Origin of the sequence: Desulfurivibrio nitratireducens (assembly GCF_044068515.1) — a bacterium.
GTDB lineage: Bacteria > Desulfobacterota > Desulfobulbia > Desulfobulbales > Desulfurivibrionaceae > Desulfurivibrio.
Map to the genome: position 1 here is coordinate 1 of NZ_JBIPKI010000061.1, position 11,481 is coordinate 11,481.

Here is an 11,481-nt window from a genome sequence, read left to right on the forward strand (position 1 = left end):
TTCCCCTGGCGCAGGGGGTCGAGTTCCCCGGCCGTGGCCGCCACGATCAGGAAACGCGGCCCGGCTCCGGAGCCGGCGGGATTAGCGGCCGGCCCGGTCATCCCTCGAGGTCGGTGGCCTTGCAGGGCCCCCGGCGCTTGATTTTGTTTTCCGGGTCCAGGACAATAATCTGGGGTTTATATTCAGACAGTTCTTCAGGACTATAGAGGGCATAGCTGACAATTATGATCATGTCGCCGGGCAGCCCCTTGCGGGCCGCCGCTCCCCGCAGGCCGATCATGCCGGAGCCGGCCGGAGCCTCGATGGCGTAGGTTTCGAAACGTTCGCCGTTGTTCATATTATAGACATGAACATGTTCGAAGGGAGTCAGGCCCACGGCCGCCATCAATTCGGCGTCCACCGCCAGGCTGCCCTCGTAATGAAGTTCGGAGTCAATCACCGTGGCCCGGTGAATCTTGGATTTCAACATCGATTGCAACATGGTCAACACTCTTGGCAGATTTTGGTAAAAAAGGCTCAAAAGACCAGGATCAAGGCAAAGGGCCAAGATCGCAATCCCCGCCCGGCTCCTTTAATCCAGTTGTTTGAACCGGCAATTATCGATCAACCGGGTGGCGCCGCTGCGGGCCGCCAGGGCCAGGACCGTGCCCTCCCCCACCAGGGCCACCGGCTGCAGGCTCAGTTCATCGACAAACTCGATATATTCCGGCCGCAGGCCGGCGGCGGCGAGGATGGCGTTTATTTCTCCCCGCAGAACTTCCGGCCGCCGCTCACCCTGCCCCACCCGGTGGCGGGCGTGCTCCAGGGAGAGCGGCAGGGCCAGGGCCGCCTGCCGTTCATCTTTATTAAGATAAACATTGCGGGAGCTCATGGCCAGGCCGTCGGGTTCGCGGACGATGGGATGGCCCAGGATTTCGATATTCCAGTTGAGATCCCGCACCAGGGTCCGGATCACCGCCAGTTGCTGGAAATCCTTCTCGCCGAAAATCGCCCGGTCGGGTTGGACCAGGTTGAAAAGCTTGGCCAGGACCGTGGCCACCCCGGCGAAATGGCCGGGCCGGCTGCGGCCGCAAAGGCCTTCGCTGATCCCGGCCACCGTCACCGTGGTCCGGAAATCCCGCGGGTACATGGCGGCCGGTTCGGGGCAAAACAGAATATCGGCCCCGTTGGCGGCGGCCAGGGCAGCGTCACGTTCCCGGGCGCGGGGATAACGTTCCAGGTCTTCGCCGGGGGCAAACTGGATGGGATTGACAAAGAGGCTGACCACCAGGCGGTCGGCCCGGGCGGCGGCAAAACGCATCAGGCTCAGGTGACCTTCATGAAAAAAACCCATGGTGGGCACCAGGGCGATGCTCTGCCCCGTCCGGCGGGTCTGCTCCGACCAGGCGGACATCTCGGCGGGCTGGGTGATTGTTTCCATCAGAACCTTTTGGCCCCTTAAACAAGGGGCGGCCGGCCGGTCGCTTAGCGCAGGCGCAACTCGGCCTGCTCCCGCAGCAGGACCGCAACGTTTTCCATCCCCGCTACCTGGCGGTATTTCTCCGCCGCGGCCGCCTCCTCGCCCCGGCGGGCCAGGATTTCGCCGCTGCCCAGCAGGCCCCAGGCCTCGAAGCCGGGGGTGTTTTCCAGTTCGCGGTAGAGGGCGGCGGCCCGCTCATCCCGCCCCAGTTCGCTCAAGACCTGGGCCAGGTTGAGCTTTACCATGGGCTGGCGGGGATCCTGGCGAGGAATAATCCCCAGCAGTTCCTCGTAGGTTTGGGCCGCCTGCTCCAGCTCTCCGGCCTCCCGGGCCAGGTGAGCGATTTCGATCCGGCTCCAGATGCCGGCCCCGGTGCGGCGGTAGGAAGAGGCCACCTCTTCCAGAGCGGCGGCCCGGGCGGCCTGGTTTTCGATCTGCATGGCCATGGTCAGTTGTTCCGAGGCCCGGTCGGCCCGGGCGGCGGTAAACTGCTTGGTAAAGGTCCAGCCCAAAATCACCACGACGAGGATGGCGATGGCGGCCAGCAGGTGGCGATACCAGGTTTGGAGAAAATCCGCCGCCGCCGGCGGCAGATTGAGGTCGTCGAAAAAACTGCCTTCGCGGCCGGAGGAGGCCATTATATTATCGGGTTTGAAGATCTTTTTATCCGCCACGTTTTTCCCTGTTCGGCAAGGGTTAAGATTGTGCTTTTCTCGATCCAGACCGGGTAGTATACTTTCATTTTACTTAAAAATCACCCCGCTTTTTTCGCGCCAGGAGCCGATGGAAAACCCCTTCGACAACCGCATCCAGACCGTCAGCGAATTGACCCGCTCCATCCGGGGGCTGCTGGAGACCTCCTATTCCATGGTTACGGTGACCGGGGAGATTTCCAACCTGCGCCGGCCCCATTCCGGCCACCTCTATTTTACCCTCAAGGATGCCGGGGCCCAGTTGCGGGCGGTGCTCTTCAAGGCCCAGCAGCGTTACCTGGCCTGCCAGCCCGCCGACGGCCTCGAGGTCCTCTGCCGGGGCCGGATTTCGGTTTACGAGCCCCGGGGCGAATACCAGTTGATCATCGACTACCTGGACAGCAAGGGGGCCGGGCTGCTGCGGATCGCCTTCGACCAGCTCAAGGCCCGGCTGGAAGAGGAGGGCCTGTTCGCCCCGGAACGCAAGCGCCCCCTGCCCTTCCTGCCCCGCCGCATCGCCCTGGTCACCTCGCCCCAGGGGGCGGCGGTCCAGGATTTTCTCCACCAGGCGGAAAAGCGTTCCCCCAACACGGCCATCAGCATCATGCCGGTGCGGGTCCAGGGAGAAGGAGCGGCAGCGGAAATCGCCCGGGCCATCGAGGAGTTGAACCGGCTGGGGGGGTGGGAAGTCATCGTGCTCTGCCGCGGTGGCGGTTCGCTGGAAGATCTCTGGGCCTTCAACGAGGAGGAAGTGGCCCGGGCCATCGCCGCCTCGGCGATTCCGGTGGTTTCGGCGGTGGGCCACGAGGTGGATTTCACCATCGCCGATTTCGTCGCCGATTTGCGGGCCCCCACCCCCACCGCCGCGGCCCAGATGATCCTGCCGGAACGGGCGGTGCTGGCGGCGGCGGTGGCCGAACTAGACCGGCGGCTGGCCGCCACCCTGCGCCGCCAACTGGCCGACGCCCGCCAGCAACTGAGCTCGGCCCAGCGCCTGCTGGGTGATCCCAGCCGGCTGCTGGCCCAGCACAACCTGCGCCTCGATCACCTCCAGGCCGAGTTGGGCCACGCCCTGCGCCTGCGCCTGCGGCGCGACCGGGATCGGCTCAGCCATTGCCAGGCCATACTGCAGCGGCAGGATCCCCGGCGCCTGATCGCCGGCTTCCAAGGCCTGGTGCGGGAAAACGCCCTGCGGATCTCCTTTTTGATCCAGCGCCTGCTGGCGGCCAAGCGCAACCAGCTGGGCCAAACCGCCGCCATTCTCGACGCGGTCAGTCCCCTGGCCGTCCTCGGCCGGGGTTATGCCATCCCCCGCCGGGCCGACGGCTCGGTGCTGCGTTCGGTCAAGCAGGCCGAGGTCGGCGGCGAACTCAATCTCACCCTCCACGACGGCCTTCTGGACTGCCTGATCAGCAAGATCAAGCCTTCCCGCTCCTGACCTCGCGGGCGGCCAAAAACCCGTGATCAATCCGGTCCGCCAATTCCGGGCGCCAGACCAGGATCAGCTGCGTCGCGATTTCGGCCGCCCCTTGGGTCAGTTCGGCGCAGCCGGCCCCGATCTTTTCCTTGCGGCGCTTGAGTAAAACCTGGCAAGCGCTGGCGGCAAAACGGGTGCGAAAACGGTCGTGCATGGCGGCGGCCACTTCCTTGCGAAAGGTTTTTTTGGCCAGCCCCCCTTCCTGGTGCGGGCCGAGCAGCAAACCCAGAATCAGCTCCGCCCCGGCCAGGGCCCCGCAATCACCTTCCGCCCCGCCCATGCCATGGCAGAACCCGGAGCCGAGCCGCAAGGCCGTGGTTTCGTCAAGGCCGGCCTGAAAGATGCCGTTGAGGCCGACAATGATCGCCTCGGAACAGCAGTAACCCCTGGCCCGATAGATGTTTTCCACTCGCAAGCCGCACTGTTCGACAATTTCCTGCATCCATTGTTCTCCTTGGCTGCTGCCGGAAGACCGGAAGAGCCGCCGCAAGTTCACCGTCGGGGCAATTTTGCTGAAAACCTCGGCCCCGTTGGCCGGTGCCGACAAGCGGCAACTTAGCAGGCGGGCTCGGTCGCAGGCGCGGTTTTTGGCGGGATCGACAGGTCCAACTCGCAATAAGTAAAGCATTCACCGGTCACAAACCAGTCGGGACAAGTGGCCAAAGCACGGCCGCCCAAAACGGTGAAGTTCTTAAGCGATCCGTTGCCGCGGAAATGCCCACCCACCTTGCGGAAGCCTGTCTGGCGGGCTCGGTGGCAGAATTCCGTCAGCAACTGACGACCATAACCCCGGTTCTGAAAATCCGGCAGGGTGACGATGTTGAAGAGATAAATAAGCTCGGTTTCGGAAGAGCGGGGATGTTCCAGCCGGAGCTGGGCCCGCTGTTCCGGGCAGGGGGCAAAGCCCACCGCATTGCCCACATACACCCGGCCCTGCCGGGCCACCAGACCGAGGGCATGACTGCTGGCCAGAGCAACCTGATAATCCTCGCTGGTTTCCCGGAGGTCGGGCGGAAAAAGTTGCTCGGAACGCAGGATATCCGCCTCGAAAAAGGGGAAGTTGGCGGCGGTGAGCAGGTCAAAATCAAGCATGGGTCTGGCCATCGGTCTGGCCGGCTGCCGCCGGATCAAAATAACAGGTGCGAATGGAGGCGGGCTGGACCTCACCACGGGCGATGCGGGCGAGGGTGTCCAGGAATTCCGGCTTGATCAGTCCGGCCAGGGGTTGCTCAACCAGCGCGAATGCAGCGAAGGCGGGGGCCAGTTGCCGATCCCATTCCGGGGCAAAACGCAGAATGTCATCGGGGAATACCCGAGTCCGCGGGCATCCTGGTTCGGGCAGGCAATCAAACGGCTCGATGATATTGAAAAACCCGTAATCGTTGGTAATTTCCTGTCCCGACAGGATATCTCTTACCGCGATTTCGAACCCATAAGGAGTGGTGATGCAGGTAGGGTGGAAGCTGTGGTTGATGAAACGGGTGTTGTCCCAGCAGAAAACCCAGCGCCCTTGCCGGTCCCGGAAACAGTATTTTTCCAGAATTTCCTGGTAAACCGGCTCCAGGGCGCGGACTTCCTCCTCCCGGAAAACCCGGTCGAAACGGTCCATGACCCAGACCGCCGTACCTCGGGGAATCAGCCGGGTGGCAAAAACCCCATGGCCGATATTTTTATTGATAAAACGAACTTCCGTATCGGGATGAAGCATTTTCGCCGGTCTGCCTGCGGTAATTTGAGGGTAAAGCCGTTTAGGGCAAATACTTCCGGTCCCAACTGTGGAAGCAATTTTTTTCCGGTTAAGCGAAACCTGCCCAGTTGACCGCCTTGGCCCGGCAACTGGTTCTTAGCAAGCTGTCATCGCTGGTGGCAGGGCGGCTTATGGTAACTATTTAACCTTTTCCCGACCTTATACGTCCCTCTTATCCCCCTGTCAAGCTGGATTTTTCCGCCGGTCTTGCTTGCTCAAACCGCCCGGCCGGGCTGCTCCAGCAACAGGGCCAGGCGGTCGGCCAGGCGCTCGCCGGCAAAGACCAGGGTTTCAAGATCGAGAAAATCCAGCACCCGGCGGTCAAAGAGCACTTTGGCCTGGGCGCTGAAGCCTTCTTCCGGGGCCGCGGCCCAGAAGTGCAGACAAAGGGGGACCCGGGGCAGTACCGGGACGATCACGGCCAGATCGGCGGCGCCGGTGGCCAGCTCGCGACCCCCGAGGCGCTCGCCGGCGGCCAGCACCGCCGCCGGCGGGTGAGCGGCAAACAGGGCGGCCAGGGGTTTTTCACAGTAGGTGGCCAGGGTTCGGACCTTGGAGATCGTGTTGGGCAGACTCTCCAGGCCGATCCAGTCCCGTTGGGCCGGGGCGGCCCCGCCCCGGGAATGAACATAGTTGTAAAGCAGAATCTGATCCCGAGGATCCTCGGGCTCGACCCCGTCGATCAAAACCCCATTGCGGTCCAACCTTACCCGCTGGCCCAGGAAGCTGAAAAGCAGCGCTTCGCCGTCGTCTCCGGTCATCGCCTCGCATCCCAGGTCTGCAGCCAGGGCGGCAAAATCAAGCCCGGCGATTTTGCTCTTGAGGTACTCCACCAACTCCAGGTCCCGCCGGCGGGACAATTGCTCCAATCCAGGGCCCTCCCGCCTGGCGAGATCGGGGTCGGCGGGATCAAGAAACGGGCATTTGCCGGGATCCTCGCCCCCCTTGGTAACCGCGGCGGCAAAGGCCAGGCAGGCGGGATAACCGCACTGGCCGCAATTGCTTTGCGGAGTCTTCTTGAAGAGATCATAAGGATTCATAATTTTGGTTTCCGGTTGCATACTGATGGCGGCGCCAATAACCAGGCAACCCCTGGGCCGGTTATGGCCGGACCGCAGACCACGAGGCGTGCCTTGCCCTCGTCGGCGCTTTTTTCAACGGCGTCAGGATTACAACATTAGCGCAAATTTCGGTCATTTTCGAGGCAAACCTGCCCCTGCCGGCGGATCCGGGGCAACGCCGCCGCAAGCCCCGGCATGACCAAGCCGTTGCCGCTACCTCAGCTTGAGCCCTTCTCCGGACCGCCTCCGCAAAAAAAATCTTGCCTTATCTGTAACAGTTGTTACGTTATAGGTAACGATCAATCAACAGCAACCCCTGCATAGGAGAAACCCAAATGCCTCCCACCGAAAAACACTTTGTCACCAGTCGCAACAGAGTCGGCCAGGATTACGTGGAACTGCACCGCTGGATCGACGATCCCGTCAATAAAAACGAACGCCATGACTTCACCCGGATCTGGGAGTTTGGCCCGACAATCCGGGACCGCTTCGGCGAAGAGGGGGTTAGCGAGTATATCGAGCACCTGCGCGAGGACATGGAAAACAAATTCGCCAAACTGCTCGGCGAGCCGTCAGCGGAGTTGCTGCAGGCCCTGCGCTATTTCGGCATCCGGCCCAATCGCGCTCCGGAAATCAAGGAAAGCGACCTCAATCTGCTGCGGCGGGCCGGCATGGCGGCAGCAGATATCGCTCACAGCCTGAAAGTGGCGGAAAAAGCCCTGGAGCTTGCCAAAAGGACCAAGCAGCCCCTGGACCTGGAGCTGGTGGCGCGGGGGGCCCTGTTCCACGATCTGGGCAAAGCCCGGACCCACGCCATGGAGCATGGCATGATCGGCGCCGAAATGGGCCGTGAACTGGGTCTGCCCCCGGAGATCACCGCCATCATGGAAAAGCATATCCGCGGCGGACTCAGTTCCCAAGAGGCCGCGGAACTGGGCCTGCCGATCAAGGATTACACCCTGCACCGGCTGGAAGAGCGGATCGTCATCTACGCCGACCGGCTTACCGACATCATAACCGAGGGCCTGGTTGCCCTGGCCAGCGAGGCCGAGGCTGAACAGCGTTTTGAGGAGATTCTCCGGGACATGGTCAAATACGGCAAGAATCGGCCGACCACTGAACGATACTTTAACTATCACCGGGAAATTCAGGGGCTCATGGCGTTGTGATCCGGGTTTCCCCCTTCCTGCTGCTGTGCGTCACCGGGCTGCTGGCCATTTTCAGTTCCACTCTGGCCAAAAGCCCGGTCCTGCCGCTTTTTGCCGACCATCTCGGGGCGGATGCCGCCGGGATCGGTCTGCTGGCCGCCCTGGGACCGTTGACCGGCATTCTCGGCAGCATCCCCGCCGGCCTGCTGGCCGACCGCTACGGGCGACGGCGCATGCTGGTGATTGCGGCTTGGATTTTCGCCACCGCTCCATTATTATATCTCCCGGCCGACAGCCTCTTGCTCCTGGCCATCGCCCGGATTTATCATGGTCTGGCCACCGCCATCTTCATGCCGGTGGCCCTGGCCCTGGTCACTGATCTTTTCCGCCAGGGCCGGGGAGAAAAAATCGGCTGGTTCGCCACCGCCACCCTGGCCGGCCGCTTTGTCGCCCCCCTTTCCGGCGGCCTGCTGCTGGCCAACCTGGCCCTGGCGCCCACCGCCGCTTTTCAAACGGTTTACCTGGTCTGTTTCGGCGGCGGTCTGCTCAGCCTGCTGCTGGCGCTGCGGATTCCCGAGACCGGTAAAGCAGCGGCCAAACCGCCGGCCAGCAGCAACAAGGAGATGTTTACCGCTTTCCGGCGGGTGGTGGCTACGCCGGGTATTCTGCCGGCCGCCCTGGCGGAAGCGGCGGTCCTGTTCATGTACGGAGCTTTCGAAACCTTTCTCCCCGGCCATGTGCTGGCGGCCGGCTTAAGCGCCGGCGAGGCGGGCTTCTTCATTTCCATTCAGATCATGACCCTGGCCCTGACCAAACCCCTGATGGGGAAATTTTCCGATCGGCACGGGCGCAACGGCCAGATTTTTTGGGGTGGGCTGGGCGGCATGGCGGCCATGGCCCTGCTGGCGACCGCTTCTTCCTTCTGGAGCCTGCTTGGGGCCAGTATCGGCATCGGCCTGGCCCTGGCCATGGTTACCGCCGCCACCACCGCGCTGATCGCTGATCTCAGCAGCCCGGAAGACCGGGGGGCCGCCATGGGCTTGTTAAGTTCGATCATGGACGTCGGCCACGCCACCGGGCCGCTGGTCGCCGGTTTTATCGCCCTTTATTACGGACTGCCGGCCGCCCTGTTGACCGCCGCCGCGATTCTCGGGGCGGCCACCCTGCTCTTTCGCCTGGCGGCGCGACCTGAACCGGCCAAGGCCGGGCAACAACCTGATCCTTGACCTGCCAATTCAACCCGGGAGGAAAAATGAACGGCTGGCTGCTTTTTTTCTATACGGTTCCCGCTCGCCCGGTGGGCAATCGCATGCGGATCTGGCGCAAGCTTGCCCGCATCGGCGCGGTTCAAATGAAAGGCGCGGTTTATCTGCTGCCCGACCAGGAGGAACACCGGGAAAACCTGCAATGGCTGATCAAGGAAACCAGCGCCTGCGGCGGCGAGGCGGGCTGGGCTCACACCGAAAGAATCCATCCGTTCAAGGAGGCTGAACTGCGTGAGCTGTTCAACCGCCAGCGCACGGTTGATTACGATCAACTCAAGAAAAAGCTGGCCGATCTGCAACGGCGGACCGCCGCTTACCAGAAAGGGGGCCAGCCTCCGAAGCCGGAAATTTTGCGCAAGCAGTTCCGCAAGCTCCGCGACGAGCTGCAGGCCATTGCCCGCATCGACTTTTTCGCCTCGGATACCGGACAAAAAATGGCCACCGAACTGGGCGGGCTGGAAGCGGAGATTGCCCGGTTGCTGGCCCAAAAGAAGGAACCGGAGAGCAAAGTCGGCGCCACCCTGCGGCGGGGTGATTTCCAGGGCCGGACCTGGGTGACCCGCCCCCGTCCCTTTGTCGACCGTCTCGCCTCCGCCTGGCTTATCCGCCGCTTCATCGACCCGCTGGCTTCCTTTGCCTTCAGGCCCGAGGAGGAGATCTCGGCCGCCAAGGGTGAAATGGTGAGCTATGATGTCGCCGACGGCGATTTCACCCATCAGCAGGATATCTGCACCTTCGAAACCCTGATCCGGCGCTTCGGCCTGAGCGACCCGGCCTTGCGGCCGCTGGCCGAAATCGTCCACGACCTGGACCTCAAGGACGACCGCTACGGCAATCCTGCCGCCGCCGGGGTGGAAGCGATAATTGTCGGATTCGCCAACCGCAGCCGGAGCGATCAGGAGATCCTTGCCCAAGGACTGCAGGTCTTCGACTCCCTGTACGCTTCCTTCGGCGGTCAGCAAAAAGCGTAGATCCAAACTTGCTGATTTTTGCCGATAGAGCCCGCCCGGCTTTTGGCGACAGCCCCTCCCAGGATCCTATCAGCAGCCTCGGCCAACGCCGGCGCAATTAAACCTCCTCCGCCCCGGACCCGCCCGGTCCGGCCAGGGCGGCGGCCAGGCCCGAAGTTCTGGTTACCCGGCGGGCCAGGGCCCGGGCGATGGCGGCTTCCGGGCCGAAGAGGTGGACTTGGCTGCGGGCCCGGGAAACCGCGGTGTAGAGCAGTTCCCGGCTCAGCAGGGGGGAATCTTCCCGGGGCAGAATCACCGCCACCCGCTCGAATTCCGAACCCTGGCTCTTGTGAATGGTCATGGCAAAGGCCGTTTCATGGCGGGGCAGGCGACCAGGCGGCAGGCGGCGCAGGCCGCCGCCGGCGGCGGGGAAAAAGGCCAGCAACTCGCCTGCGGCCTCAGGATCGTCCCAGATTATCCCCAGATCGCCGTTGAAAAGCCGAGCTTCGTAGCTGTTGGCGACCACCAGGATCGGCCGGCCCCGGTACCACTCATCATCGCCGGCCGTCAAGCCCGGTGGTTCCAGCAGGCCGGCGCCGGTCAGCAGCTCGCGGCAGAAGCGGTTGAGGCCCTCAACCCCCGCCGGACCCCGGCGATGGGCGCAGAGCAGGCGAAAATCATTGAGCCGGGCCAGGGCTTCCGCCGGCGAAGCGGCGGTCAGGCAGGGGCGAAAGCCCTGCAAAACCAGGGCCTGGAAATCGGCCTGGGTTTCCGGGTCGGCGGCGGCGTTCAGGGTTACTTCACTCCCCTCCTCCGGCCGGGAGACCGGCACCGCCAGGACCGCCGCCGGATCGCCGGCCTTGATCCCCTGGACCAAAGCGCCGATGCCCCGGCCGGGATCAAAGCGAAAGCCCCGCCTGAGGTTGATGAGGCAGGGTCCCAACCGGGCCGCGGCCCGGAAGATATCCCCAAGGATGGAACCCGCCTCCACCGAGGCCAGCTGGTCCTTGTCGCCCAGCAGCACCAGCCGGGCCGTGGGCGGAACCGCGGCCAGAAGCTTGCTCATCAGGGCCATGTCCACCATCGAGGCCTCGTCCACCACCACCAGGTCGGCGGCCAGAGGCTGTTCCCGGCCATGGCGAAAAGTGGTCGGAGTGTCGGCCTGATAACCCAGGGCCCGGTGGATAGTCATGGCCGCCAGGCCCTCCTCCTGCTGCTCCCGCAGGGTCTCCCCGAGGCGGGCCGCCGCTTTGCCGGTGGGAGCCAGCAGCAGAATGCGGGGCTTTGCCCCGTCTGGCTCCCGCAGCAGCTTGAGAATGAAATAGATAATGGTGGTTTTGCCGGTGCCCGGGCCGCCGGAAATCACGGTGAGATGATGCTTGAGGGCCCCCAGCACGGCGGCCCGCTGATCCCCATCCAGTTCGAGGCCGGCGGCCGCGGCCAGGTCCGTCAGCCGTTTTTCGGCCCGGGGCAAATCCGGCTCCGGCTCCATCGGCACCGCCCGCTGGAGAATGGCCGCGGCCAATTCCTCTTCATACTGCCAGTAACGCCACAAATAGAGGCGGTTGCGGGCCAGCACCATGGGAGCGGGCTGAGAGTCCGGGGCAACGCCGGGAGTCGCGACCAGGGGCGAACGCCGCAACTCGGCCTGCAGCTCCTCTGTTTTGGGGGGCGGTGGGGCT

At 63.6% G+C, this 11,481-nt stretch carries 12 protein-coding genes; 4 read left to right on the top strand and 8 right to left on the bottom strand.

The window, feature by feature from the left end; genetic code table 11:
• Window positions 1–97: 97 nt before the first annotated feature.
• The 3 genes from panD to ACHHTY_RS11145 form a co-directional block, all read right to left on the bottom strand.
• On the bottom strand, window positions 98–481 hold the full coding sequence (gene panD, locus ACHHTY_RS11135) for an aspartate 1-decarboxylase (RefSeq protein WP_395494226.1): 384 nt from the start codon (window positions 479–481) through the stop codon (window positions 98–100).
• A 90-nt stretch (window positions 482–571) separates the two neighbouring features.
• Complete coding sequence (gene panC, locus ACHHTY_RS11140) at window positions 572–1,420, bottom strand: pantoate--beta-alanine ligase (RefSeq protein ID WP_395494227.1); 849 nt, start codon at window positions 1,418–1,420, stop codon at window positions 572–574.
• 44 nt (window positions 1,421–1,464) lie between these two features.
• Window positions 1,465–2,133 (bottom strand): tetratricopeptide repeat protein, encoded by a 669-nt coding sequence (locus tag ACHHTY_RS11145; RefSeq protein WP_395494228.1) that lies wholly within the window; start codon window positions 2,131–2,133, stop codon window positions 1,465–1,467.
• A 109-nt stretch (window positions 2,134–2,242) separates the two neighbouring features.
• On the opposite strand from ACHHTY_RS11145, the gene xseA reads away from it, so the two are divergent.
• Window positions 2,243–3,589, top strand: coding sequence for an exodeoxyribonuclease VII large subunit (gene xseA / locus ACHHTY_RS11150; RefSeq protein WP_395494229.1), 1,347 nt, complete (start codon window positions 2,243–2,245; stop codon window positions 3,587–3,589).
• Here the strand turns inward: xseA and ACHHTY_RS11155 are convergent.
• The 4 genes from ACHHTY_RS11155 to ACHHTY_RS11170 form a co-directional block, all read right to left on the bottom strand.
• On the bottom strand, window positions 3,570–4,070 hold the full coding sequence (locus tag ACHHTY_RS11155) for a C-GCAxxG-C-C family protein (RefSeq protein ID WP_395494230.1): 501 nt from the start codon (window positions 4,068–4,070) through the stop codon (window positions 3,570–3,572). The two genes, xseA and ACHHTY_RS11155, sit on opposite strands and share 20 nt — an antisense overlap.
• A 113-nt stretch (window positions 4,071–4,183) precedes the next feature.
• The gene (locus tag ACHHTY_RS11160; protein WP_395494231.1) at window positions 4,184–4,732 is read right to left on the bottom strand and encodes a GNAT family N-acetyltransferase; all 549 of its coding nucleotides are present in this window, start codon (window positions 4,730–4,732) and stop codon (window positions 4,184–4,186) included.
• A complete protein-coding gene (locus tag ACHHTY_RS11165) occupies window positions 4,713–5,336 on the bottom strand; it encodes an SET domain-containing protein (protein ID WP_395494233.1) in 624 nt (207 codons plus the stop codon). Before ACHHTY_RS11165 ends, ACHHTY_RS11160 begins: the two co-directional genes overlap by 20 nt.
• Window positions 5,337–5,590: 254 nt before the next feature.
• Window positions 5,591–6,415: a DUF3786 domain-containing protein gene (locus tag ACHHTY_RS11170; RefSeq protein ID WP_395494235.1), complete on the bottom strand. Its 825-nt coding sequence runs from the start codon at window positions 6,413–6,415 to the stop codon at window positions 5,591–5,593.
• Between the two features lie 356 nt (window positions 6,416–6,771).
• Here ACHHTY_RS11170 and ACHHTY_RS11175 point away from each other — a divergent pair, with 356 nt between their 5' ends.
• From ACHHTY_RS11175 to ACHHTY_RS11185, 3 genes are read left to right on the top strand one after another with little or no spacing between them, the layout of a single operon-like run.
• A complete protein-coding gene (locus ACHHTY_RS11175) occupies window positions 6,772–7,605 on the top strand; it encodes an HDIG domain-containing metalloprotein (RefSeq protein ID WP_395494236.1) in 834 nt (277 codons plus the stop codon).
• Window positions 7,602–8,810 carry an MFS transporter gene (locus tag ACHHTY_RS11180; RefSeq protein ID WP_395494238.1) on the top strand — a complete coding sequence of 403 codons (1,209 nt, stop codon included), beginning with the start codon at window positions 7,602–7,604 and terminating at the stop codon, window positions 8,808–8,810. The genes ACHHTY_RS11175 and ACHHTY_RS11180 overlap by 4 nt, the downstream gene beginning before the upstream one ends.
• Window positions 8,811–8,836: 26 nt before the next feature.
• Window positions 8,837–9,820, top strand: coding sequence for a chromate resistance protein ChrB domain-containing protein (locus ACHHTY_RS11185; RefSeq protein ID WP_395494239.1), 984 nt, complete (start codon window positions 8,837–8,839; stop codon window positions 9,818–9,820).
• 97 nt (window positions 9,821–9,917) lie between these two features.
• On the opposite strand, the gene recD is transcribed toward ACHHTY_RS11185, so the two are convergent.
• A partial coding sequence (gene recD, locus ACHHTY_RS11190; RefSeq protein ID WP_395494240.1) for an exodeoxyribonuclease V subunit alpha occupies window positions 9,918–11,481 on the bottom strand: 1,564 nt, incomplete at its 5' end.

Coding starts and splice junctions, on each gene's coding strand:
- panD (WP_395494226.1), bottom strand. CDS start 481: ATGTTGCAATCGATGTTGAAATCCAAGATTCACCGGGCCACGGTGATT.
- panC (WP_395494227.1), bottom strand. CDS start 1,420: ATGGAAACAATCACCCAGCCCGCCGAGATGTCCGCCTGGTCGGAGCAG.
- xseA (WP_395494229.1), top strand. CDS start 2,243: ATGGAAAACCCCTTCGACAACCGCATCCAGACCGTCAGCGAATTGACC.
- ACHHTY_RS11155 (WP_395494230.1), bottom strand. CDS start 4,070: ATGCAGGAAATTGTCGAACAGTGCGGCTTGCGAGTGGAAAACATCTAT.
- ACHHTY_RS11160 (WP_395494231.1), bottom strand. CDS start 4,732: ATGGCCAGACCCATGCTTGATTTTGACCTGCTCACCGCCGCCAACTTC.
- ACHHTY_RS11165 (WP_395494233.1), bottom strand. CDS start 5,336: ATGCTTCATCCCGATACGGAAGTTCGTTTTATCAATAAAAATATCGGC.
- ACHHTY_RS11170 (WP_395494235.1), bottom strand. CDS start 6,415: ATGAATCCTTATGATCTCTTCAAGAAGACTCCGCAAAGCAATTGCGGC.
- ACHHTY_RS11175 (WP_395494236.1), top strand. CDS start 6,772: ATGCCTCCCACCGAAAAACACTTTGTCACCAGTCGCAACAGAGTCGGC.
- ACHHTY_RS11185 (WP_395494239.1), top strand. CDS start 8,837: ATGAACGGCTGGCTGCTTTTTTTCTATACGGTTCCCGCTCGCCCGGTG.